Annotated in this window: 19 protein-coding genes; 17 read left to right on the top strand and 2 right to left on the bottom strand. The window is 63.9% G+C overall.

Annotation, left to right across the window (positions count from 1 at the left end; all coding sequences use genetic code 11):
- The first annotated feature begins 20 nt into the window (after positions 1-20).
- Positions 21-2,102, top strand: a complete 2,082-nt coding sequence (locus AC54T3_RS05240; RefSeq protein ID WP_496622930.1) for a sodium-translocating pyrophosphatase — start codon at positions 21-23, stop codon at positions 2,100-2,102.
- A gap of 119 nt (positions 2,103-2,221) precedes the next feature.
- Positions 2,222-2,770, top strand: a complete 549-nt coding sequence (ppa, locus tag AC54T3_RS05245) for an inorganic diphosphatase (RefSeq protein WP_496622932.1) — start codon at positions 2,222-2,224, stop codon at positions 2,768-2,770.
- Between the two features lie 12 nt (positions 2,771-2,782).
- Here ppa and AC54T3_RS05250 read toward each other — a convergent pair whose 3' ends face one another.
- Positions 2,783-3,100 (bottom strand): DUF1840 domain-containing protein, encoded by a 318-nt coding sequence (locus tag AC54T3_RS05250; protein ID WP_496622934.1) that lies wholly within the window; start codon positions 3,098-3,100, stop codon positions 2,783-2,785.
- A 258-nt stretch (positions 3,101-3,358) separates the two neighbouring features.
- On the opposite strand from AC54T3_RS05250, the gene rpmE reads away from it, so the two are divergent.
- The 3 genes from rpmE to AC54T3_RS05265 all read left to right on the top strand — a co-directional run bounded on the left by rpmE (position 3,359) and on the right by AC54T3_RS05265 (position 6,434).
- Positions 3,359-3,559, top strand: coding sequence for a 50S ribosomal protein L31 (gene rpmE, locus AC54T3_RS05255; RefSeq protein WP_201246582.1), 201 nt, complete (start codon positions 3,359-3,361; stop codon positions 3,557-3,559).
- A gap of 15 nt (positions 3,560-3,574) precedes the next feature.
- Positions 3,575-4,837, top strand: a complete 1,263-nt coding sequence (locus AC54T3_RS05260; RefSeq protein ID WP_496622937.1) for a malic enzyme-like NAD(P)-binding protein — start codon at positions 3,575-3,577, stop codon at positions 4,835-4,837.
- A 298-nt stretch (positions 4,838-5,135) separates the two neighbouring features.
- Positions 5,136-6,434, top strand: a complete 1,299-nt coding sequence (locus AC54T3_RS05265) for a citrate synthase (RefSeq protein WP_496622939.1) — start codon at positions 5,136-5,138, stop codon at positions 6,432-6,434.
- Between the two features lie 129 nt (positions 6,435-6,563).
- Here the strand turns inward: AC54T3_RS05265 and AC54T3_RS05270 are convergent, their stop codons facing one another.
- Positions 6,564-7,271 carry a hypothetical protein gene (locus tag AC54T3_RS05270; protein WP_496622941.1) on the bottom strand — a complete coding sequence of 236 codons (708 nt, stop codon included), beginning with the start codon at positions 7,269-7,271 and terminating at the stop codon, positions 6,564-6,566.
- A 127-nt stretch (positions 7,272-7,398) separates the two neighbouring features.
- On the opposite strand from AC54T3_RS05270, the gene pilM reads away from it, so the two are divergent.
- The 12 genes from pilM to AC54T3_RS05330 all read left to right on the top strand — a co-directional run bounded on the left by pilM (position 7,399) and on the right by AC54T3_RS05330 (position 23,103).
- Positions 7,399-8,529, top strand: coding sequence for a type IV pilus assembly protein PilM (gene pilM, locus AC54T3_RS05275; RefSeq protein ID WP_496622942.1), 1,131 nt, complete (start codon positions 7,399-7,401; stop codon positions 8,527-8,529).
- Between the two features lie 3 nt (positions 8,530-8,532).
- Positions 8,533-9,123 carry a PilN domain-containing protein gene (locus tag AC54T3_RS05280; RefSeq protein WP_496622944.1) on the top strand — a complete coding sequence of 197 codons (591 nt, stop codon included), beginning with the start codon at positions 8,533-8,535 and terminating at the stop codon, positions 9,121-9,123.
- Complete coding sequence (locus AC54T3_RS05285; protein ID WP_496622946.1) at positions 9,123-9,716, top strand: type IV pilus inner membrane component PilO; 594 nt, start codon at positions 9,123-9,125, stop codon at positions 9,714-9,716. Before AC54T3_RS05280 ends, AC54T3_RS05285 begins: the two co-directional genes overlap by 1 nt.
- 44 nt (positions 9,717-9,760) lie before the next feature.
- Positions 9,761-10,273 carry a pilus assembly protein PilP gene (locus AC54T3_RS05290; protein WP_496622948.1) on the top strand — a complete coding sequence of 171 codons (513 nt, stop codon included), beginning with the start codon at positions 9,761-9,763 and terminating at the stop codon, positions 10,271-10,273.
- A 29-nt stretch (positions 10,274-10,302) separates the two neighbouring features.
- Positions 10,303-12,615 carry a type IV pilus secretin PilQ gene (locus tag AC54T3_RS05295; protein ID WP_496622950.1) on the top strand — a complete coding sequence of 771 codons (2,313 nt, stop codon included), beginning with the start codon at positions 10,303-10,305 and terminating at the stop codon, positions 12,613-12,615.
- An 88-nt stretch (positions 12,616-12,703) separates the two neighbouring features.
- A complete protein-coding gene (gene aroK, locus AC54T3_RS05300) occupies positions 12,704-13,228 on the top strand; it encodes a shikimate kinase AroK (protein WP_201246590.1) in 525 nt (174 codons plus the stop codon).
- A gap of 1 nt (position 13,229) precedes the next feature.
- Positions 13,230-14,357, top strand: coding sequence for a 3-dehydroquinate synthase (gene aroB / locus AC54T3_RS05305; protein WP_496622952.1), 1,128 nt, complete (start codon positions 13,230-13,232; stop codon positions 14,355-14,357).
- 242 nt (positions 14,358-14,599) lie between these two features.
- Positions 14,600-19,279: a glutamate synthase large subunit gene (gltB, locus tag AC54T3_RS05310; RefSeq protein ID WP_496622954.1), complete on the top strand. Its 4,680-nt coding sequence runs from the start codon at positions 14,600-14,602 to the stop codon at positions 19,277-19,279.
- Positions 19,272-20,738 (top strand): glutamate synthase subunit beta, encoded by a 1,467-nt coding sequence (locus AC54T3_RS05315; RefSeq protein WP_496622956.1) that lies wholly within the window; start codon positions 19,272-19,274, stop codon positions 20,736-20,738. The genes gltB and AC54T3_RS05315 overlap by 8 nt, the downstream gene beginning before the upstream one ends.
- A gap of 13 nt (positions 20,739-20,751) precedes the next feature.
- A complete protein-coding gene (gene hslV / locus AC54T3_RS05320; RefSeq protein WP_496622958.1) occupies positions 20,752-21,294 on the top strand; it encodes an ATP-dependent protease subunit HslV in 543 nt (180 codons plus the stop codon).
- Positions 21,294-22,631, top strand: coding sequence for an ATP-dependent protease ATPase subunit HslU (gene hslU, locus AC54T3_RS05325; protein WP_496622960.1), 1,338 nt, complete (start codon positions 21,294-21,296; stop codon positions 22,629-22,631). Before hslV ends, hslU begins: the two co-directional genes overlap by 1 nt.
- A gap of 109 nt (positions 22,632-22,740) precedes the next feature.
- A complete protein-coding gene (locus AC54T3_RS05330) occupies positions 22,741-23,103 on the top strand; it encodes a gamma-butyrobetaine hydroxylase family protein (protein WP_496622962.1) in 363 nt (120 codons plus the stop codon).
- Positions 23,104-23,134: the final 31 nt, after the last annotated feature.

Below are 23,134 nucleotides of genomic sequence, written 5' to 3' on the forward strand. Positions count from 1 at the left end.
TTGGCCGGGAGACGCTGCCCATGTCGCTGGGTTTGATTTTTGCGCTGTTCTGCGCGCTCGTCGCGCTTGGCCATGGACTCATCCTGGTGCGCTGGGTGCTCTCCCGGCCGCCGGGCAACGACCGCATGCGAGCGGTCGCCAAGGCCATTCGGGCCGGCGCCTCCGCGTATCTCCATCGCCAATACCTCGTGGTGGCGGTGATCGGCGTGCTGATGATGGTCGGTCTGTCGCACTGGTTCGGGCTCGAGACAGGCATCGGTTTTCTCATCGGTGCCCTGTTGTCGGGCGTGGCGGGCTACCTGGGCATGCTGGTCTCGACGCGCGCCAATCTGCGCACGGCCGAGGCCGCGCGCAAGGGCATCGAGCCGGCGTTGCAGGTCGCCTTGCGTGGTGGGGCGATCACCGGCCTGCTGGTGGTCGGGCTCGCGCTGCTCGGCGTGGTCGGTTACTACATGGTGTTGGCGCCGCCTGATCCCGGCGACATGGAAGGGCAGATGCGGGCGCTGCACGCGCTGCTCGGGCTCGCCTTTGGTGGCTCGCTGAGTTCCCTCTTTGCGCGGCTCGGCGGTGGCATCTTCAGTAAGGGCGCGGATGTCGGCGCCGCTATCGTCGACAAGGTCGAGGCCGACCCGTGCGAGGACCACCGGCATCATCCGGTGGCGATTGCCGACATGGTGGGCGATCAGGTCGGCGACGGCGTGGGGATGGCCGCAGATCTGTTCGAGACCTATGTGCTCACCCTGGTGGCCAGCATGTTCCTTGGTGGTCTGCTGCTTGGCGAGGATGCCGCGAACGCCATCGTCTATCCGTTGATGCTCGGCGGCGTTTCGGTGCTCGCCTCGGTGGTGGGGATCTTTTTCGTCAAGCTCGAGCCCAGTGACAGCCGGATCATGACCGCGCTCTATAAGGGGACGACGGCCTCCGGGGTGCTCGCCTTCATCCTCTTCGTGCCGCTGACTTGGCTGTATTTGCCCGCGACCTTCACGCTGCAAGCGATGGATGCCGAACTCAGCCGTTGGGGCGTGCTGGGCGCGGCGGCCGTGGGTCTGTGGCTGACGGGGCTGATGGCGGTGATCAGCGAATACTATACCGGCACCGACTATGCGCCGGTGCGCGGGATCGCCAAGGCCTCGAGTACGGGACACGCGACCAATGTCATCGCCGGCCTGGGGGTTTCGATGCGCTCGACTGCGGCGCCGGCGTTGGTGATTTGCGCCGCGATCTGGGTGGCCCACGAGATGGCTGGGGTCTACGGGCTCGCGATCGCCGCGACCACGATGCTCTCGATGACCGGCATCATTCTAGCCTTGAACAGCTTTGGGCTGATCGCCGATACCGCTGCGGGGATCGCCGAGTTGGCGGAGATGAGTGAGCCGGTGCGCGCCGTCACCGCATCGCTCGATGTCGTGGGTAACAGTACCAAGGCGATGACCAAGGGCTTCGCCATCGGCTCGGCGGCGCTGGTGGCGCTGGTGCTGTTTGCCGATTTCACCTACAGCTTGGCGGCTGAGGGCGGGTGCCTGTCGTTTACCTTGGACGACCCCATCGTGTTGATCGGCCTCTTGATCGGCGGTTTGGTGCCTTATCTATTCAGCGCCATGGCCATGGAAGCGGTCGCTCGAACAGCGGTGGGTCTCGTCGAGGAGGTGCGTCGGCAAGGCCTTGAGGTGCCGGACAACATGGCCCCCCCTGCGTACAGAGCGGACGCTGTGCGCCTGGTGAAGAGGCTGAGCAAGGCCACGATCAAGGAGATGGTGATTCCGTCGTTGCTGCCGGTGGCGGTGCCCTTGGCGATCGGGTTTGGCATGCAATGGTTGGTGGGTGGCGATGCCGGCGCCTTGGCGCTCGGCGGTCTGTTGATTGGCACCATCATCACCGGCCTGTTTGTCGCGATCTCGATGACCGCCGGTGGTGGCGCCTGGGACAATGCCAAGCAATACATCGAGGCCGGTCATCTCGGCGGCAAGGGCGGGGAGGCGCATGCGGCTGCGGTGACCGGTGATAGCGTCGGCGACCCCTACAAGGATACCGCTGGCACGGCGATCAATCCGGTGATCAAGCTCATCACGCTCGTCGCGCTCTTGATGGTGCCGCTGCTGTAACGCGGTGCATGCCGAGCGCACCGCTACCCGTCGCGGCGCGTTCGGGCTATGCTGTGCGGCTTTTATCGGGCGCGGTCTCTGTGCCGCGACCTCATCGAGCCTGAATCCGGAGACTGATTATGGACCTGCAGCGCGTCCCACGCGGAGACAATATCCCGAACGAGATCAACGTGATCATCGAGATCCCGTCGCACTCGGAGCCGGTCAAGTACGAGATGGACAAGGGGACTGGCGCGATGTTCGTCGACCGCTTCATGTCGACCGCGATGCATTATCCCTGCAACTACGGCTATGTACCGCACACCCTGTCGGCCGACGGCGACCCGGTGGATGTGATGGTGGTGACGCCTTACCCGTTGATCTCGGGTTCGGTGATCCAGTGCCGGCCCATCGGGGTGCTGAAGATGACCGATGAGTCCGGCGATGACGCCAAGATCCTGGCGCTACCGATCGATAAGCTGTTCAAAGGCTACCGCAACATCGAGAGCTTCCGCGATATGCCCCCGCATCTGCTCGATCAGATCGCCCACTTCTTCGAGCACTACAAGGATCTGGACGAGGGCAAGTGGGTCCGCGTCGGTGGTTGGGGTGGTCGCGAGGAGGCCCGCGCCGAGATCATGGCCAGCGTTGAGATGTTCGAGTCCGAGCCCGACAAGCCGCATTTCTAAGCGGGATCGGCCTCAGTCATCCCAGATCACGTTCTGCTCGTCGCGCGCGGCGGCTTCGAGGAGGTCGATCAAGGGCAGCGCCCGGTGCTTGAGGCTCACGCTGTGAGCGCGGCCGTCATCGTCGCGCTCCTCGTCGCGCTGTGGATCGAGCGGCGCATCCGGATTCGCGTCCACCGCAGCCTTTAGTTGCTCGAGGGCGGCCGGTATGTCCTCGGCGAGGAGGGCGCCTGGCACCGAGCCGCTATGTCCCATCATCTGGATGAGGGTCTTGGCAATGTCACCGAACATGGTGATGTCGGCATGGGCGGGGGTCTTAAAGGTGATCAGCATCGGGGGCCTCGGGGGATGAAGGTCAGGGGTCTCCATCAACAATAGCCTGATCCGGGGGGTCTTGTAACCTTGGTCGAGCGGTGGATTGGGGCGGTGCGGGCGTGTTGTCTAGGCGCTCTCTGGAGCGGGTGATCGACGAGCTTGGCCCGAAGGCACTGAATCAGGGGCTGGCCTGACCGGTGACTTGCGGAGCTAGCGTTCGCGCGCTATGCTTCGTCGATTAACCTGACAAGAGAGCCGATTCGGAGCAGGCAGGCCATGAAAGAAGGCATCCACCCAGAATATCAGGACGTTAAAGTCCTCTGCAGTTGCGGTAACACGTTCAACACGCGCTCGACGTTGAAAGACGAACTGCATGTCGAGGTCTGTTCCGCGTGCCATCCGTTCTACACCGGTAAACAGAAGATTCTCGACACCGGCGGACGGGTCGATAAGTTCCGTCGTAAGTACGGCCGCTGAGGCGTCGCTAGCTCCATGTCACATCACCAACAACCCGACGCCGATGCTGATCTGAACGCCGCCGCGCTCGTGTATCACGAGACGCCGAGGCCGGGAAAGACCGCGATCGAGATCACCAAGTCAGCGGCCACGCAACGCGACCTCTCGCTCGCCTACACGCCCGGCGTCGCCGAGCCGGTACGGCGCATCCAGGCCAACGCCGAGGATGCCTACCGCTATACCAACCGGGGTAACCTGGTGGCGGTGATCACCGATGGCACTGCGGTGCTCGGGCTCGGCAACGTCGGCGCCCTCGCTGGCAAGCCGGTGATGGAAGGTAAGGCGGTGCTGTTCAAGCGCTTTGCCGATATCGATGTGTTCGATATCGAGGTCGATGCCGAGACGCCGGAGGATTTCATCGAGACGGTGGCGCGAATTGCGCCGACCTTCGGCGGCATCAACCTCGAAGACCTCGCGGCGCCGCATTGCTTCGATGTTGAGCAGGCGCTGATCGAGCGCCTCGATATCCCGGTCTTCCACGACGATCAGCATGGCACCGCGATCATCATTGCCGCTGGCCTGCTCAATGCGCTCGAGATGCAAGGCAAGGCGCTGGCCGATGCGCGCATGGTCGTGCTCGGCGCGGGTGCCGCCGGCATTGCGTCGATCAAGCTACTGATCGAGTTGGGTGCTAACCCAGAGAAGATCCTCACTGTCGATCGCAAGGGCGTGATCCATCGCGGGCGTACCGATCTCAATCGGCACAAGACGGAGATCGCGGTCGAGACCGACCGGCGCACGCTCGCCGATGCCTTCGCGGGTGCTGATGTGTTCATCGGGCTATCGGGGCCAGACTTGGTCAGCGCAGAGATGCTCGCGGCGATGGCGCCGCAGCCGGTGGTCTTCGCGCTCTCGAATCCGGTGCCCGAGATCCGTCCCGAGGTGGCGCTGAAGGTGCGTGACGATCTGATCATGGCCACGGGTCGCTCGGACTATCCGAATCAGGTCAATAATGTGCTCGGCTTCCCGTTCATCTTCCGCGGCGCGCTCGATGTACGCGCCTCGCGCATCAATATGCCGATGTGTATCGCGGCCGTGCATGCGCTCAAGGATTTGACCAAGGAGCCGGTGCCGGCATCGGTGCTCGAGGCCTATGGGCTCGATGCGCTGAACCGCGGACCGGACTACATCATCCCCAAGCCGTTGGATCCGCGCTTGCGCGAGGCCGTCTCATCCGCCGTTGCACAAGCGGCGGTGGCCAGCGGTGTCGCCCGCGTAGCGGCTCCCAGCGCCGACTGAGGTCCAGGCTGAGCGCAGGCTCATCGACGCTTGGCCGTGCATGCTGCCCGGTGCCAAGTGTCGATGCTCTCGCCGCCAGCGCACTCGCTTGCCGGACTCCCGCCTTGGGAGCGGCATCTTGCAGGCTATCTCACTCCCTGTGACTGCTCGGATGGCGGCCGTCGATCTCGCGTAGAATCAGGATCGCTCTTTCCAGAGGCTCTAGGGCCTTTGATCATCAGGCTGAATATCCTCCTTGGCGCTTGCCCGAGAACAGGGTGTTGCGTTTGGGCGTGACTGACAGACGGGAGAGACCTCTATGGCCGATCAGATCATCACCATTACGAACAAGGCGGCCGGTAAAAGCTTCGACTATCCGCTGAAGACGGGTACGCTCGGCCCGGGCGCGCTGGATATTTCCTCGCTGTACCGCGATGCCGGTTTCTTCACCTATGATCCAGGCTTCATGGCCACCGCGAGTTGTCATAGCGCCATTACCTTCATCGATGGCGAGAAGGGCGTGCTGCTCTATCGCGGTTATCCGATCGAGCAGTTGGCGACCAAGGCGAGCTTTCTCGAAGTCGCTTACCTATTGGTTTACGGCGATCTGCCTAGCGAAGAGGAGCTGAATCATTTCGAGCATCTGATTACCAGCCATACGATGCTCAATGAGAACCTGAAACGGTTCCTCAGCGGCTTCCATTACGATGCTCACCCGATGGCGATCCTCTGTGGCGTGGTTGGCTCGCTGTCGGCCTTCTATCACGAATCCATCGACGTCAATGATCCCCGCTATCGCGAAGTCTCGGCGCATCGACTGATCGCGAAGATGCCGACCATCGCCGCCGCCGCCTACAAGCATTTCGTCGGCGAGCCGATCATGTATCCACGTAATGATCTGCGCTATGGCGCGAACTTCCTGCACATGATGTTTGCGACCCCTTGCGATGACTACGAACCCGGCTTGCTCGCCGAGAAGGCGTTGAACCTGCTGTTCATCTTGCACGCCGATCACGAGCAGAACGCCAGTACCTCGACGGTGCGCCTAGCCGGTAGCTCCGGCGCCAATCCCTTCGCTTGCATCGCTGCTGGTATCGCCTCGCTCTGGGGGCCGGCGCACGGCGGCGCCAATGAGGCGGTGCTCGATATGCTCGAGGAGATCGGCCATGTGAAGAACGTCGCCAAGTACGTCGACAAGGCCAAGGATAAGGATGACCCCTTCCGGCTGATGGGCTTCGGGCACCGGGTCTATAAGCATTATGATCCGCGCGCCAAGATCATTCGCGAGGTCTGCCATCAGGTCTTGGAAGAATTTCCGGGGGCCTCGGACAGCCCGCTGCTCGAGCTGGCGGTCAAGCTCGAGGAGATCGCGCTCAACGACGAATACTTTGTCGAGCGCAAGCTCTATCCGAACGTCGACTTCTACTCCGGCATCATCTATCGCGCGCTCGGCATCCCGCGCAACATGTTCACGGTGATGTTCGCCGTCGCGCGCACCGTCGGCTGGGTCTCGCACTGGATGGAGATGATGAGCGATCCCGCCAATCGCATCGGGCGTCCGCGCCAGATCTATCACGGGCCGGGCGTACGCGACTACGTGCCGATCTCGAAACGCTAGAACTCCAGTACTCGCCCAGCGATATCAGCCCAGCGATAGAGTCATTCGCCCTGACTCGTGGATCCGAAGGCCCCATGGTCGCGCGGCTTTATCGTCGACTCTATAAAGCGATCAGGTTGAGCGGCTATATCAGTCCAGTGGTTCGGCTTCGCGCTCGCTGAGCAGGCGCTCGACAGCCTGGGAGTCGAGACCGCGCTCCGGGCGCTCCGAGATCGCGCTCAGTGGCGGGCTGCGGCGGGCCTGATCCGGCAGCACCACCAGTTCGATCGGCACCTCGCCGGCGACGAAGGCGAAGGTCGGATACGTCTGTCGGGTGCCGTCGGCGTAGCGATGCTGGCTATCGCCGGCCTGCCAGGGGATGCCTTTATCGATCAGTCGGAACACGATCGGGCGGGTATCGTCGGCGAACAGGTGCAGGCGCACGCCTTGCTCGAGCGATGCCGTGCCCGAGATTGAAGGCCCGACCAAGCGCGGCTCGAACTCGGCGAAGGTCTGCATGGCCGCCAGCGCCTGCTCGCGCAGGAGCGTGGTGACGCGTCGCTGTGTGTGCGGTTGGAAAAGCCGATATTCGCTCTCCAGGGCCGCTTGAATCTCGGCGTTGTCCGGCCAACAGCGCTTATTGCCGATGCCGAGCCGCTCGACGGCCTTGCGGCGGCCATGATCAAGCTCGACAAGCCCGAGTTCGCGCATGATGCGCGCGGCCTCGTAGGCAAGCTGTCGGCGCTGACTGGCGCAGGCGCCACGGTTCGCCGGTCTTGTGTCGCGGCTGGGGTGGTCTGACGCCGAGCGGGTCGAGCGCGTGCGGCGACCGAGTCGGCTCCCGTTTCGTCTAGGCATGGGGTTTCGTCGTCGTTCGGCCTGGCTGGATGCGCCTGTGGTGCTTTTTGCTATAGTCGGGTGAAGACCTCAACACCTCAACCATGCTAGGAGTTCAGCCGCCGTTCATGGCAACGGCTGGTGTGCGATGTTTGGGTTCGCTCGCAAACAACCTCCATTGCTCGGCATCGATATCGGCTCGGCCGCCGTGAAGCTGCTCGAGCTTGGACCGGCGGTCGGCAAGGGCGCCGGACAGGCGCTGCGCGTTGAGGCGCTGGCGCTCGAGCCACTGCCGCCCGGCGCCGTGGTCGAGAAGAAGATCGCCGATGTGGCCAAGGTTGGCCAGACCATTGCCACGGCGCTGCGGCACTCCAGATCCAAGACCAAGCGTGCTGCGGTTGCGGTGGCCGACTCGGCGGTCATGACCAAGGTGCTCTCGCTCGACGCTGATCTCTCCGATGCCGAGATGGAGGCTCAGATCCAGCTCGAATCGGATCAGTATGTCCCCTATCCCCTGGATGAGGTCAACCTCGACTTTGATGTGATCGGTCCCACGCAAGGCGCGATCGGGAGGGTGGACGTCCTGCTCGCCGCGTCGCGTCGCGAGCATATCGACGATCGGGTCGCTGCGCTCGAGCACGCCGGCCTGAACGCCGCGATCGTTGACATCGAGTCGAATGCGGTCGAGGCCGCCTGTGGTGCCTTGCTCGCGCCCTTGGGGTCATCGGGGCCGGGGCTGGGAACGGAGCCGGGGACCACCCGACTCATCGCGGTTGCCGACATCGGCGCCACCACGACCACGCTCCATGTCCTGCGTGCCGGCCAGACGCTCTATACCCGCGAGCAGAGCTTTGGCGGGCAGCAGTTGATCGATGAGGTGCGGCGGTGCGACGACCTGATGAGGGACCCGAGGGTTGGCCAGGCGGGCGGCCAGGCTGGCGATCAGGCGTTGGCACGGCTTGCGGCAGCACCGCCCACGCGCCAGGCCGAGGTGCTGGCGCCGTTTCAAGACGCCTTGGCGCGGCAGTTGGGGCGCGCGCTGCAGTTCTTCTATTCGACCACCGCGTTCAACAGCGTCGATGAGGTGCTGCTCACTGGCGGTGTGACCCAGGTGCCAGCGCTCGAGCGGCCCATTGCTGAACGCTTGGCCCTCCCGCTGCGGATGCTCGACCCCTTGGCCGAGATGACCTTGGCCGCTGATCTCGATCACGACCTGGTCCGCAACAACTGCGGTGCGATGCTGATCGCGCTGGGGCTGGCGCTGCGACGGTTTCGCTGAGTCATGGCGCGCATCAATCTCCTGCCGTGGCGTGAGGCGGCACGCCGGCGACGCCAGCGCGATCTGGCGATCGCTGCCGCGTCCGCGCTGGGCTTGGTCTTGCTGCTCGGTGTGCTGCTCAAGGTGCAGCTTGAGGCGATGATCGATGCGCAGCAGGCGCGCAATGCCTTCCTAGAGGCACAGGTGGCGGTGCTGAATCGGCGTCTTCGCGAGATCAATGCGCTCGAAAAGAGGCAAGCTGAACTCTGGGCGCGGATGGAGGTGATTCAACGCCTGCAGGCGAGCCGCCCGGAGATTGTGCACATGCTCGATCAACTGGCGGATGCGGTGCCGGTCGGCGTCTTTCTGACCCGGCTCGAGCAGGAGCAGGGGCGCGTGACCATCGAGGGGCGCGCGCAGTCCAATGCGCATGTCTCGCGCTTGATGCGTACGATCGAGGCTTCGGACTGGATCGGCAGCCCGAGTCTGCTACTGATCGAGAACAAGGATGAGACCGGTACCGGTTTCAGTCATTTTCGCCTAGGCTTCGAGCAGCGACGTCCGCGCTCTGATACGAGCGAGAAGGCTGCGGTTGCTGCCGCCGAGGAGGGCTAATGGATATCAACGCACTCGATGTCAACACGATCGGCGACTGGCCCCTGGCTGCCAAGGCCGCGATCATCGCCTTGGGCTGCGGGTTGGTCGGTGTGGGTTGGTATCACCTCGTGACCAGTGATCAGCTCGAGCGCTTGCGCGGCGCGCGGCAACAGGAGCTGGAACTGAGGCAGCGCTTCGAACTCACACAGCCCAAGGCGGCTAACCTGGAGGCGTATCGGCGGCAGCTCGTCGAGATGGAGGCGTCGTTGAGCACGCTGCTGCACCACCTCCCCGATGAGACCGAGGTGGCACAGTTGCTGGTGGATGTCTCGCAGACCGGGCGCGCGGCCGGGCTCGAGTTCGAGCTGTTCCAGCCGGCCGCCGAATCCACCCAGGATTTTTACGCAGAACTGCCGATTCGCATCCGCGTGAGTGGTCGCTATCATGCGTTCGCGACCTTCATCAGTGGCCTGGCCGCGCTGCCGCGCATCGTCACCGTGCACCGGATCACGATCGAGCGCAACAACAGACCGGGCGGGGCCGCAGGACCGATGATCCTGAGCGCGACCGTGCGCACCTATCGTTACCTCGACGAGCCCGAGGCGGGATGAGCAGGCGAGCGCCAGGCAGCGGGCGGCCTGTGCTGGGGTTAGCGATGGCGATCCTGCTCACGGCCTGCGCCGATTCCGGGCTGTCCGCGCTTGAGTCCTATGCCGAGCGTGTCATGGCGCGTCCCCGGGGAGCGCTCGAGCCGACCCCGGAACTCAGGCGGGTGGATCGCTTCCTCTATCGAGCCGGCGATCGACGCGATCCGTTCGTGATGGATGACCAAACCGCTGAACACGCCGCTGAACAGGCGGCTAAAGTGGCTCGGGAGCGTCGCTCCAGTGGCCTCTCGCCGGACCCGAGGCGGCCCAAGGAGCCGTTGGAGGACTATCCACTCGCTGCGTTGCGCATGGTCGGCACCTTGGAGCAGTATGGAACGCGCTGGGCACTGATCACCAGCCCCGACGGGACGCTGCATCGCGTGCGCGTGGGGCAGTATCTTGGGCTGAACCATGGCCGGATCACCCGCATCGAGCTCCATGCGCTGATGCTGACGGAGATGGTTGAAAAACGACCCGGGCAATGGGAGCGGCGGCAGGCATCGGTGGCACTCGCGCAATAGGGGCACTCACACCATAGGCGGCAGCAATCATGACACGCTTGAGAGTCTGGATCAGCGGATTGCTCGCATGCGGCGAGGCGCGGCGATTGCTGCGGCTTATCCTGATCCTGGCGTGTCTAGGGTCGGCCACGGCTTCGGGCACGAGCCTTGATGTCGCTGAATTCGCGGCGCTACCCGGCGATCGCATCGAGATCGATCTTGTCTTCTCCGAGGCGCCACCCGCGCCGCGCGATTTCGCGACCGAGAACCCGGCGCGGATCGCGATCGATTTCCCCGGTGTCTCGAGCCAGCTCGGCCGTAAGCCGATTCCGATCGAACTCGGCGTCGCGCAGAGCCTGCTGGCGATCGAGGCCGGTGACCGCACTCGGATCGTGATCAACCTGGATGCGAGCGTGCCTTACCGGATCGATCGCCAGGGCAAGCGGGTGCGCGTGGCGTTGAACCCGGAGCGGGTCGCGCCGAGGGCTCGGATCCGCGACGCGCCCGAGCCACCAAGCCGGAGCCCGGCGGCTTCTGGTGCCGCGCGGCGCGCAGATTCTGGCGCAAGTGCAGGTGCTAGCGCGGGCGCGCTCGAGGACATCGATTTTCGTCGCGGCGTCGGGGGCGAAGGCAGGGTCATCATCAGTCTGCCCTCCGCCGAGACGCAAGTCGATGTGACCGAGGAGGGGCGCGACGTCGTCGTCGGCATCGGCGAGACCGCGTTGCCACAGCGGCTGTTTCGTCGACTCGATGTCGGCGACTTTGGGACGCCGGTCGCCGCGATCGAGTCCCGCGCTGTTGGTGAGGATGTGCACCTCCGCATCAAGACCAACGCGCCCTTCGATTATCTGGCGTATCAGAGCGGTCAGCGCTTCACGGTTGAATTCAGGTCGCCGACCCAGGCCGACACCGGGCCGGGCGCGCCCGAGAAGGGCGTGTACGCCGGTGATCGCCTGTCGCTCAATTTTCAAGACATCAAGGTGCGAGCGGTGCTCCAGCTGCTCGCCGACTTCACTGGCTTGAATCTCGTGGCGAGTGACAGCGTGAGCGGCAGTATCACACTGCGCCTGCGTGGTGTACCTTGGGATCAGGCGCTGGAGATCATCTTGAAGACCAAGGGGCTGTCGATGCGACAGACAGGGAACGTCATCATGGTGGCGCCCTCCGAGGAGCTGGCGGCGCGTGAGCTGTTGGCGCTCGAGACGCGTCAGCAGCTCCAGGCATTGACGCCGATGCGAACGGAACTCATCCAGATCCATTATGCAAAAGCCGAGGAGATCGTCGAGTTATTGCAGGGGCATCGCGAGGCGGTGGCCGAGATCACGCCGACCGACACGCGCGACAGCGACCCGTTGCTGTCCGCTGAATCCCAGGCGCCGGTCTTGTCGCGGCGCGGCACGGTAAGCTTTGATCAGCGCACCAATGCCCTGATCATTCAGGATACCGCCGAGCGAATCACCGCGATTCGCGCCTTGATCGCAAGGCTCGACATCCCGGTGCGGCAGGTGCTGATCGAGTCTCGCGTGGTGATTGCCAACAATAACTTTGCCCGCGATCTTGGCGTGCGTTTCGGCGCGAGCGGCTCGACGGGCGCCTTGGGTCGCAATGAGTTGCTGGTTGGCGGCGGTCAGGCCAACGATGGCGTTGGGCTGGGGCCCTATGGGTTTTTTGATACGGGTCCATTTGGAGAAGATGGCCAAGGCGAGCGCTTCAATTCGACCTTGACCCGAGGCACGGGGAACCCGATCAGCAACGATGCGGGCGCCCCGAATCTATGGGTCAATCTGCCGGTCCAGAACCCCTCAGGCGCGATCAATTTCCTGCTCGGCAAGGTCGGCTCGCACCTGATCACGCTTGAACTCTCGGCCATGCAGCGCGAAGGGCGCGGCGAGATCATTTCCAGTCCACGGGTGGTCACTGCCGATCAAACCTCCGCGATTATCGAGGTCGGGCAGGATATCCCGGTGGTGACGCCCGCGACGGCCGAGACGCCGGCCACGGTTCGCTACGAGCCGGCGACGCTCAAGCTGAATGTCACGCCGCATATCACGCCCGATGATCGCGTGATCATGGCCTTGGAGGTCAACAAGGACGAGGCCGATTTCACCTTTACGGTCAATGGCAATCCCTTGCGCAACAGGCGCGCCGTGAGCACCTCGGTCTTGGTGGATAACGGGGAGACCATCGTGCTTGGCGGGGTCTTCGAGGGGCAGAAGAGCTTCAATGTCGAGAAGGTGCCCTGGCTGGGGGATCTGCCCGTGTTCGGGCGCCTCTTCAAGACGACCTCGCGGCAGAACTCGAACCAGGAACTCCTGATCTTCGTGACGCCGAAGATCCTGAGTTCGGACCTTGAGATCCGCTGATCCGGCAGGCGCCGTTTGCCCCGTGCGAGGGTACGCATTGCGGTCGGCGGCTTGCTAGCGTCCAGCAAATCTGGCATACCTAGTGACTATGATCAGACCACCTAACATTTTTCTCGTCGGTCCCATGGGGGCAGGCAAGAGCACCGTCGGCCGGCAACTGGCCGAGGCGCTGGGTTACGAGTTCCGCGACAGCGATCAGGAGATCCAGCGCCGCACCGGCGTGGATATCCCGACCATCTTCGAGTTTGAAGGCGAGGAGGGCTTTCGCAAGCGCGAGCGTGGCGTCGTCGAGGAGTTAGCGCAGGAAGACGGCATCGTGCTCGCCACTGGCGGCGGCGTCGTGTTGACGCCCGAGAATCGCCAACAGCTAGCAGCGCGCGGCTTCGTGATCTATCTGCACTGCAGTCCAGAGCAACAGTTCGCGCGCACCGCGCGGGATCGCGGTCGCCCACTCATCGACACCGATGATCCGCAACAGCGGCTGCGCGATCTGATGGCCGAACGCGAGCCAATCTACCGCCAGGTCGCCGATATGGTGGTCTCGACCGAGCGCCGCGGCACCGTGTCGGTGGTCAAGGAGATCCGCCGCCGGCTCGAGAGCGAGGAACTCTAGCATGTCTGCGCTTGGGCCGATCTCGGATGCGGCGGTTGAGCGCCAGCGGCTCGACGTCGAGTTAGGTGAGCGCGGTTATCCGATCTTAATCGGTCGTGATCTGCTGTCCGATCCCGACTGCTATCGCCCGTTTATCGTCGGCAAGCGGGTGATGATCGTCTCCAACGAGACGGTCGCGCCGCTCTATCTGGAGGCGGTGCGCACGGGTTTGGCCGCGTTCGAGATCGATCAGGTGATCCTGCCCGATGGGGAGCGCTACAAGGACTTGGCGACGCTCAACCGCATCTTCGACGCGCTGCTCGAGCGCCGCTGTGGCCGCGATATCACGTTGATCGCGCTCGGCGGTGGGGTGGTCGGCGATATGGCCGGATTTGCCGCCGCCTGCTATCAGCGCGGCGTGGCGTTCATTCAGGTGCCGACGACCTTGCTGGCGCAGGTCGATTCGTCGGTCGGCGGCAAGACCGGCGTCAATCATCCGGCCGGCAAGAACATGATCGGCGCCTTCCATCAGCCCCGCGCGGTGATCGCCGATACCGCCACGCTCGAGACGCTGCCCGAGCGCGAGCTGTCCGCCGGTTTGGCCGAGGTGGTCAAGTACGGCCTGATCGCCGACCGGCCCTTCTTCGACTGGCTCGAGGACCGGGGGCCGGCCTTGCGGGCACTCGAACCGGCGGCCTTGTCGACGGCGATCGCGCGCTCCTGCCAGAATAAGGCCCGGATCGTCGCCGCCGACGAGCGTGAGGCGGGCCAGCGCGCCTTGCTCAACCTCGGCCACAGCTTTGGCCATGCGATCGAGGCCGGGACTGGCTACGGCACCTGGCTGCACGGCGAGGCCGTCGGCGCGGGGTTGGTGATGGCGGCACAACTCTCCGAGCGCCTGGGCTGGATCGACACGGTCGCTGTGGCTCGCATCCAGGCTCTGGTCGAGTCTTGCGGTTTGCCGACCCAGCCGCCGACGAGCATGAGCAGCGAGCGCTGGCTCGAGCTGATGGCCGTCGATAAGAAGGTGCAAGCAGGACGATTGCGCTTGGTCTTGTTGAAAGGCATCGGTGAGTCGATCCTGACCGCCGATGTCGATCCCGAGTTGCTCCGAGCCAGCATCGCGTCGGCACAGGCCGGCACGGCATGACCTGAATGCGACGGCAGGGCGCCATCCGACGTCCTCGCGCTTTGCAAGCTCGTGGCATAGCGGCCGCATCCACAGTATGATTCGCGGTTCGCTATCTGTTGCGCCTAATGTTGCGCATGGCCAGAGCCCCGGCCCATGCGCCGAATCACCATCTAATCCAAACCGGAACTTCCCCGACGGTAAAAGGCACTGAGGGGACGTCATTTTCGACCGCTATGTACCCGGTTTAGGGAGGTCCGCTGATGAACCTTCGCGCCTATCCAGCCGCCCAGGGCCTGTACGACCCCGCTCACGAGCGTGACTCATGCGGTGTCGGCTTTGTGTGCCACATCAAGAACCAGAAGAGCCATCGCATCGTCGAGCAGGGCCTCGAGATCCTCGAGCGCCTGACCCATCGCGGCGCGGTCGGCGCCGACCCCAAGGCTGGTGACGGCGCCGGCATCTTGGTGCAGATGCCGGACAGCTTCTTCCGCGCCGTCCTCGATTTCGAGCTGCCGGCACTCGGCCACTATGGCGTTGGTATGGTCTTCCTGCCGAAGGACGAAGCCGCGCGCGCCGAGATGCAATCGACCGTCGAGCGGCATCTCACCGAAGGCGGTCAAGGTCTGCTCGGCTGGCGCGATGTGCCGGTCGATAACCGCGAACTCGGCGAGAGCGTGCTGCCGACCGAGCCGGTGGTGCGCCAGGTCTTCGTCGCCTGTGGCGATAACTGCCCCGACCAGGACGCCTTCGAGCGCAAGCTGTTCGTGGTGCGCAAGCGCATGGACAACGAGATCCGAGCGCATGGCTACGACAAGACCGCCTATTACGTCGCCTCGATGTCGTCGCGCACCATCAACTACAAGGGCATGCTCCTTGCCGGACAGGTCGGCAACTACTACCTCGATCTGCGCGATGAGCGCTTCGAGTCGGCGCTGGCGCTGGTGCATCAGCGCTTTTCGACCAATACCTTCCCGACCTGGGATCTGGCGCAGCCATTTCGGATGATCTGCCACAACGGCGAGATCAACACCATGCGCGGCAACGTCAACTGGATGGCCGCGCGGCGCCACACCATGCGCTCCGAGGTGCTCGGTGACGACCTCGACACCATCTGGCCGCTGATCCCCGAGGGCCAGTCTGATTCGGCCTGTTTCGACAACGCGCTCGAGCTGCTGGTGATGGGCGGTTATTCGCTGGCGCAGGCGATGATGCTGCTGATCCCGGAGGCCTGGTCGGGCAATCACCTGATGGACGAGCAGCGCCGCGCCTTCTACGAGTACCACGCCGCGCTGATGGAGCCCTGGGACGGCCCCGCCGCGATCGCCTTCACCGACGGTCGCCAGATCGGCGCCACGCTCGACCGCAACGGCCTGCGCCCGGCGCGCTACCTGGTCACCAACGATGATCTCGTGGTCATGGGCTCGGAGATGGGCGTGCTCGATATTGCCGATGAGCGCATCGTCAAGAAATGGCGCCTGCAGCCGGGCCGGATGTTCCTCATCGATCTCGAGCAGGGCCGCATCATCGACGATGCCGAGGTCAAGGCCGAGCTAGCCGGGTCCAAGCCGTATCAGGAATGGCTCGATCGTACCCAGATCCACCTCGATTCGCTGCCGACCGATGTCGCCCCGATGGCGCCGGAGGCGAGCGTGCTGCTCGATGCCCAGCAGGGGTTTGGCTACACCCAGGAAGACATCAAGTTTCTGCTTACGCCGATGATCGCGACCGGCCAGGAGGCGGTCGGTTCGATGGGCGCCGACAACCCGCCCTCGGTGCTCTCGTCGCGCTCCAAGCATCTGTCGACCTACTTCAAACAGAACTTCGCCCAGGTCACCAACCCGGCCATCGACCCGATCCGCGAGGAGTTGGTGATGTCGCTGGTGTCGCTGATCGGCCCACGCCCGAACCTGCTCGGGCTCAACGAGGCCGGCCAGCATTGGCGCTTGGAGGTCGATCAGCCGGTGCTGACCAATGAGGATCTGGAGCGCATCCGCCACATCCAGGACAACTCCGCCGGCGCCTTCCGCACCAAGAATCTGCACATGGTCTACCCGGCCGGCGAGGGCGCGGACGGCATGGCGCCAGCGCTGGAGCGCCTGTGCCAGGAGGCCGAGGCGGCGGTGCATGAAGGCCACAATATCCTCATCCTCTCGGATCGCAACACCAACGCCGATTTCATCCCGATCCCGGCGCTGCTGGCGACCTCGGCGGTGCATCATCACCTGATCCGCCAAGGGCTGCGCACCAGTTCCGGACTGGTGGTCGAGACCGGCGGCGCGCTCGAGGTGCATCATTTCGCGACCTTGGCCGGCTATGGCGCCGAGGCGATCAACCCCTATCTGGCCTTCGATACCATCCAATCGCTGCTGCCGCGATTGCGCACCGAGGGCGCTGGCGAGCTGAGCTTTGAAGAGGCCCAAGGCCGCTACATCAAGGCGGTTGGCAAGGGGCTGAAGAAGGTGATGTCGAAGATGGGCATCAGCACCTTCCAGAGTTACTGCGGTGCACAGATCTTCGACGCCGTCGGTCTGAATCGGGCGTTCATCGCCAAGTACTTCACCGGCACCGCAAGCATGGTCGAGGGCGTCGGCCTGGCCGAGGTCGCGCGCGAGGCGGTGCTCTGGCACTCGCGCGGCTATGGCAACGAGCAGATCCTGCGCAAGCACCTGGATGCCGGTGGCGACTATGCCTTCCGGCTGCGCGGCGAGGATCATGTCTGGACGCCGGACACCATCGCCAAGCTGCAGCACGCGACCCGCGCCAACGATGCCGGCACCTACGCCGAGTATTCGCGCCTGATCAACGAGCAGAACGAGCGCCTGTTGACGTTTCGCGGCCTGATGGCGCTGAAATGGGCCGAGGAGCCGATCCCGATCGACGAGGTCGAACCGGCCAAGGAGATCGTCAAGCGCTTCGCCACCGGCGCCATGTCGTTCGGGGCGATCAGCCAGGAGGCGCATGCGACTCTGGCCGAAGCGATGAACGCGATCGGCGGCAAGTCCAACACCGGCGAGGGCGGCGAGGAGCCGGAACGCTTCCTGCCGCTGGCCGATGGCTCGATGAACCCGGCACGTTCGGCGATCAAGCAGGTCGCCTCGGGGCGCTTCGGCGTCACCACCGAGTACCTGGTCAATGCTGATGATATCCAGATCAAGATCGCCCAGGGCGCCAAGCCTGGCGAGGGCGGCCAGCTGCCAGGGCACAAGGTCAACGCGCAGATCGCGCGGGTGCGCCATTCGACCCCCGGCGTGGGCCTGATCTCGCCGCCGCCGCACCACGATATCTACTCGATCGAGGATCTGGCGCAGCTGATCCACGACCTCAAGAACGTGAATCCCAAGGCGCGCATCTCGGTCAAGCTGGTCTCGGAGATCGGCGTCGGCACCGTTGCCGCCGGCGTCTCCAAGGCGCATGCGGATCACGTCACCATCGCCGGCTACGACGGCGGCACCGGCGCGAGCCCGCTGACCTCGATCAAGCATGCCGGCTCGCCGTGGGAGATCGGCCTCGCCGAGACCCATCAAACGCTGGTGCTGAACCGGCTGCGCGGGCGCATCGCGGTGCAGGTCGATGGCGGCATGCGTACCGGTCGCGATGTGGTCATCGGCGCATTGCTCGGTGCTGATGAGTTCGGCTTCGCCACCGCGCCGCTGATCGTCGAGGGCTGCATCATGATGCGCAAGTGCCATCTGAACACCTGCCCGGTCGGGGTGGCGTCGCAAGATCCGGAGCTGCGCAAGAAGTTCACCGGCAAGCCGGAGCACGTGGTCAACTTCTTCTTCTTCATCGCCGAGGAGATGCGTCAGTACATGGCCAAGCTCGGCTTCCGAACGGTGAACGAGATGGTCGGGCAGATGGATCGGCTCGAAATGCGCAAGGCCATCGAGCACTGGAAGGCCAAGGGGCTCGACTTCTCGCGCATCCTGACCAAGCCGGCGGTCGGCCCCGAGGTCGCGCTCTACAACCGCGAGGAGCAGGATCATGGCCTCGATAAAGCGCTCGACCACAAGCTGATCGAGCAGGCACAACCAGCGCTCGAGCGGGGCGAGCCGGTGCGCATCGAGACCGAGGTGAAGAACTTTAATCGCACCGTCGGTGCGCTGCTCTCCGGTCGCGTCGCCGAGCGTTACGGTCATGCCGGGCTGCCCGAGGACAGCATCTATATCAAGGCGCACGGCATCGGTGGTCAGTCGTTCGGCGCCTGGCTGGCGAAGGGCGTCACCATCGAGCTGGCCGGCGAGGCCAATGACTATGTTGGCAAGGGCCTCTCCGGTGGGCGCATCATCATCTACCCGCCGGAGCATGCGAGCATCGAGCACGCCGAGGACAACATCATCGTCGGCAATACGGTGCTCTATGGCGCGATCAGTGGCGAGGTCTACTTCCGCGGCGTGGCCGGCGAGCGCTTCTGTGTCAGAAATTCCGGCGCGACCGCCGTCGTCGAGGGTGTCGGCGATCATGGCTGCGAGTATATGACCGGCGGCATCATGGTCTGCCTGGGGCCGACTGGCCGCAATTTCGCGGCGGGCATGTCTGGCGGTGTCGCCTATGTGTTGGATGAGCAAGGCCTCTTCGCCGAGCATTGCAATCAGGCGATGGTCGAGCTGGAGCCGATCGCGGCCGAGGATGCGGCGCTCGAGGCGCTAGAGCACCAGGGCGGTGATCTCGAGACGCACGGCTTCGTCGATGTCAGCCACGACATGACACGCTTTGATGCGCTGCGCCTGCGCCAGCTCATCGAGCGCCATCTGCATTACACCAATTCAGCCGTCGCACGGCGCGTCCTCGATGATTGGCCCGAGATGCTCGGTCGCTTCGTCAAGGTGATGCCGGTCGACTACAAACGGGCGCTCGAGCAGATGCAATCGAGCCAGAGCCGGCCACCGAGTGCGTCGCTGCCGCACCCGTCCAAGCTCAGAGAGGTTGTTGAGAATGGGTAAGCCAACCGGATTCATGGAGTACGAGCGCGCCGAGCTGGCCTATCAGCCGGCCTCGGACCGCGTCGTCCATTACAACGAGTTCGTGCAGCCGATGAGCGATGCCGAGATCGGCATCCAGGGCGCGCGTTGCATGGATTGTGGCATCCCCTATTGCCATCAGGGCTGCCCGGTCAACAACATCATTCCGGACTGGAATGACCTGGTCTATCAGCAGGACTGGGAGGCGGCGATCGAGGTCTTGCACTCGACCAACAACTTCCCCGAGTTCACCGGGCGCATCTGCCCGGCCCCCTGCGAGGCGAGCTGTACGCTCAACATCGACGACCAACCGGTCGCGATCAAGGCGATCGAGCGTGCGATTGCCGACAAGGCCTGGGAGCAGGGCTGGGTCAAGCCGCAGGTGCCAGTTCATCGCACCGGCAAGCGCATTGCGGTAGTCGGTTCGGGGCCGGCCGGATTGGCCTGCGCCCAACAGCTCGCCCGCGCCGGTCACACCATCTCGCTGTTCGAGAAAGAGGACCGCATCGGTGGCCTGCTGCGCTACGGCATCCCGGACTTCAAGCTGGCCAAAACCATGATCGATCGGCGCATGAGCCAGATGCGCGCCGAGGGCGTCGAGTTCCATACTAACTGCCACATCGGTGTCGATCTGCCGGTCGCGACCTTGATGGATGATTATGATGCCGTGGTGCTGAGCGGTGGCTCCGAGAAGCCGCGCGATCTGGATGTGCCGGGGCGCAGCTACAACGGTATCCATTTCGCGATGGACTTCCTGCGCGCCAACTCCAAGCGCGTGCAGGGCGTGTATGTGCCGGACGAGGACTTCATCAGCGCGCACGACAAGCACGTGGTCGTCATCGGCGGTGGTGACACTGGCTCCGATTGCATCGGCACCTCGAATCGTCACGGCGCCAAGGCGGTCACCCAGATCGAGATCCTGGATAAGCCTCCGGAGAAGGAGGACAAGGGACTGACCTGGCCCGATTGGCCGAATAAGCTGCGCACCTCGACCTCGCAGGAAGAAGGCTGCGAGCGCCACTGGAATGTACTGACCAAGTCGTTCGAGGCCGATGTCGATGGCAACGTGACGGCGCTGAATTACGTGCTGGTGCGCTGGGACAAGGACGAGAGTGGCCGCTGGCAAATGTCCGAGGTCGAGGGCTCGGAGGATCGGATCAAGGCCGATCTGGTGCTGTTGGCGATGGGGTTCGTGCATCCGGTCCACGAGGGCATGCTCGAGGAGTTGCGGGACGCGAACGGACTGGAATTCGATGCGCGCGGCAACGTCAAGGGTTCGACCGAAGGCGCCCAAGCCTACTTCACCACGGTCGACGGTGTCTTTGCCGCTGGTGACATGCGCCGCGGCCAATCGCTGGTCGTCTGGGCGATTCGCGAAGGACGCCAATGCGCGCGCGCGGTCGATGAGTGGCTGATGGGACGCTCGGACCTCCCACGCTAGAACAGGAGGACTGATGCAGGACTTCCACGGAACCACCATTCTCTCCGTGCGTCGCGGGCGCAACGTTGTCATCGGCGGCGACGGTCAGGTCTCGCTCGGCAACACCGTCGTCAAAGGCAATGCGCGCAAGGTGCGGCGGCTCTACAAGGAGCGGGTGCTCGCCGGTTTCGCCGGCGCCACCGCCGATGCCTTCACCCTGTTCGAACGTTTCGAGGCTAAGCTCGAGAAACACCAGGGCCATCTGACCCGCTCGGCGGTCGAACTCGCCAAGGACTGGCGCACCGATCGCATGTTGCGTCGGCTCGAGGCGATGCTCTGCGTGGCCGATCAGGAGGCCTCGTTGATCATCTCCGGCACCGGCGATGTGCTCGAGCCCGAGTACAACCTGATGGCGATCGGCTCCGGGGGCTCGTTCGCCGCATCGGCGGCACGCGCGTTGTTGGAGAATACCGATCTCGGTGCGCGTGAGATCGTCGAGCGGGCGCTCGGCATCGCCGCCGATATCTGCATTTACACGAATCGCAACCTCGTCATCGAGGAGCTTGCGGAGCACTAATGTCCGATACCACCACCCCGAGACAGATCGTTGCCGAGCTGGATAAGCATATCGTTGGTCAGCACGAGGCTAAGCGCGCGGTTGCGATCGCGCTACGCAACCGCTGGCGTCGCTCCCAGATCCCGGAGCCGATGCGCTCGGAGATCACGCCGAAGAACATCCTGATGATCGGGCCGACCGGTGTCGGTAAAACCGAGATCGCGCGCCGGCTGGCGCGCCTGGCCCATGCCCCCTTCCTCAAGGTCGAGGCGACCAAGTTCACCGAGGTCGGCTATGTCGGCCGCGATGTCGAATCGATCATCCGCGATCTGGCCGACATCGCCATCAAGATGGAGCGCGAGCAGCAAATGCTGCAGAACCATGGCCGAGCCGAGAGCGCGACCGAGGAGCGCATCCTCGACGCGCTGCTGCCGCCCCCGTCCGATTTCGATGAGGATAGCCGTGGCCGCAATGCTACCTCCGGCACACGCGAGAAGTTTCGCCAGAAGCTGCGCGCCGGCGAACTCGATGAGCGCGAGATCGAGATCGAGGTCAGCATGGCGCAGATGGGCGTCGAGATCATGGCGCCACCGGGCATGGAGGAGATGACCAATCAGCTGCAAGGGCTGTTCAAGAATCTCGGCTCGAATCGCTCCAAACGGCGCAAGTTACAGATCGGTGAGGCGCGTAAGATCCTCCTCGACGAGGAGGCCGCCAAGCTCGTCAATGAGGAGGAGATGAAGCTCGCGGCGATGACCAACGTCGAGCAGAACGGCATCGTCTTCCTCGACGAGATCGACAAGGTGACGCGCCGCGCCGAGCAGAGTGGCGGCGCCGATGTCTCGCGCGAGGGCGTGCAACGCGATCTGCTGCCGTTGGTCGAGGGCAGCACCGTCTCAACCAAGCATGGCATGGTCAAGACCGATCACATCCTGTTCATCGCCTCTGGTGCCTTTCATCTGGCCAAGCCTTCGGATCTGGTGCCGGAGCTACAAGGCCGACTGCCGATCCGGGTCGAATTGCAGGCGCTGACCTCGGATGACTTCATTCGCATCCTGACCGAGCCCGATGAATCGCTCACCGATCAGTATTCAGCCCTGCTTGCGACCGAAGGCGTGACCATCGAGTTCAGGGAGGATGGCATCCGTCGGATCGCCGAGATCGCCTACCAGGTCAATGAGCGCACCGAGAACATCGGCGCTCGCCGTCTGCACACGGTGATGGAGCGACTGCTCGAGGACGTCTCGTTCAACGCTACCGAGATGGACCGCGTGACCGTCACCATCGACGCCAACTATGTCGACAAGAGTCTCGGCGAACTGGCCGCAGACGAGGATCTGTCGCAGTACATCCTCTAAGAGCGGATCTTTCGAGATGGGCGGCGGCGACTCCTTCGATATTGGCCTGTGCAACCCCACGTTTAGCGCAACCCACCCAGAGCGATCTGGTTCACAGCAAGGAGTCCTCATGCCAACCCCAACCGAATTCAATCTACATCGTAGCTCGCGCGTCCTGGAGATCAGCTTCGACGACGGCCGGCACTTCACCATGCCGGTGGAGTTCCTGCGCGTCTATTCGCCTTCGGCCGAGGTGCAAGGGCACGGGCCGGGGCAACGTGTGCTCCAAATGGGTAAGGAAGATGTGAACATCGATCGGATCGAGCCGGTCGGCAACTATGCCGTCTGTCTCTTCTTCGATGATGAACACAACACCGGCATCTATTCCTGGGAATACCTCTACAAGCTCGGCGAGAACCAAGAGGAACTCTGGCAGACCTATCTCGAGGAACTCGAGAAGGCCGGCCAGAAGCGCAATGTCCGGCCCTCATGAACGTGGCGCAGTGTTCAGTATATCCCGCAGG

This window comes from Halochromatium sp. NSM3, from assembly GCF_059621085.1.

What these genes read in the sequence shown, in the direction of transcription:
- AC54T3_RS05240 (WP_496622930.1), top strand. Translation starts at nt 21, where the DNA reads ATGTCGCTGGGTTTGATTTTTGCGCTGTTCTGCGCGCTCGTCGCGCTT.
- ppa (WP_496622932.1), top strand. Translation starts at nt 2,222, where the DNA reads ATGGACCTGCAGCGCGTCCCACGCGGAGACAATATCCCGAACGAGATC.
- AC54T3_RS05250 (WP_496622934.1), bottom strand. Translation starts at nt 3,100, where the DNA reads ATGCTGATCACCTTTAAGACCCCCGCCCATGCCGACATCACCATGTTC.
- rpmE (WP_201246582.1), top strand. Translation starts at nt 3,359, where the DNA reads ATGAAAGAAGGCATCCACCCAGAATATCAGGACGTTAAAGTCCTCTGC.
- AC54T3_RS05260 (WP_496622937.1), top strand. Translation starts at nt 3,575, where the DNA reads ATGTCACATCACCAACAACCCGACGCCGATGCTGATCTGAACGCCGCC.
- AC54T3_RS05265 (WP_496622939.1), top strand. Translation starts at nt 5,136, where the DNA reads ATGGCCGATCAGATCATCACCATTACGAACAAGGCGGCCGGTAAAAGC.
- AC54T3_RS05270 (WP_496622941.1), bottom strand. Translation starts at nt 7,271, where the DNA reads ATGCCTAGACGAAACGGGAGCCGACTCGGTCGCCGCACGCGCTCGACC.
- pilM (WP_496622942.1), top strand. Translation starts at nt 7,399, where the DNA reads ATGTTTGGGTTCGCTCGCAAACAACCTCCATTGCTCGGCATCGATATC.
- AC54T3_RS05280 (WP_496622944.1), top strand. Translation starts at nt 8,533, where the DNA reads ATGGCGCGCATCAATCTCCTGCCGTGGCGTGAGGCGGCACGCCGGCGA.
- AC54T3_RS05285 (WP_496622946.1), top strand. Translation starts at nt 9,123, where the DNA reads ATGGATATCAACGCACTCGATGTCAACACGATCGGCGACTGGCCCCTG.
- AC54T3_RS05290 (WP_496622948.1), top strand. Translation starts at nt 9,761, where the DNA reads ATGGCGATCCTGCTCACGGCCTGCGCCGATTCCGGGCTGTCCGCGCTT.
- AC54T3_RS05295 (WP_496622950.1), top strand. Translation starts at nt 10,303, where the DNA reads ATGACACGCTTGAGAGTCTGGATCAGCGGATTGCTCGCATGCGGCGAG.
- aroK (WP_201246590.1), top strand. Translation starts at nt 12,704, where the DNA reads ATGATCAGACCACCTAACATTTTTCTCGTCGGTCCCATGGGGGCAGGC.
- aroB (WP_496622952.1), top strand. Translation starts at nt 13,230, where the DNA reads ATGTCTGCGCTTGGGCCGATCTCGGATGCGGCGGTTGAGCGCCAGCGG.
- gltB (WP_496622954.1), top strand. Translation starts at nt 14,600, where the DNA reads ATGAACCTTCGCGCCTATCCAGCCGCCCAGGGCCTGTACGACCCCGCT.
- AC54T3_RS05315 (WP_496622956.1), top strand. Translation starts at nt 19,272, where the DNA reads ATGGGTAAGCCAACCGGATTCATGGAGTACGAGCGCGCCGAGCTGGCC.
- hslV (WP_496622958.1), top strand. Translation starts at nt 20,752, where the DNA reads ATGCAGGACTTCCACGGAACCACCATTCTCTCCGTGCGTCGCGGGCGC.
- hslU (WP_496622960.1), top strand. Translation starts at nt 21,294, where the DNA reads ATGTCCGATACCACCACCCCGAGACAGATCGTTGCCGAGCTGGATAAG.
- AC54T3_RS05330 (WP_496622962.1), top strand. Translation starts at nt 22,741, where the DNA reads ATGCCAACCCCAACCGAATTCAATCTACATCGTAGCTCGCGCGTCCTG.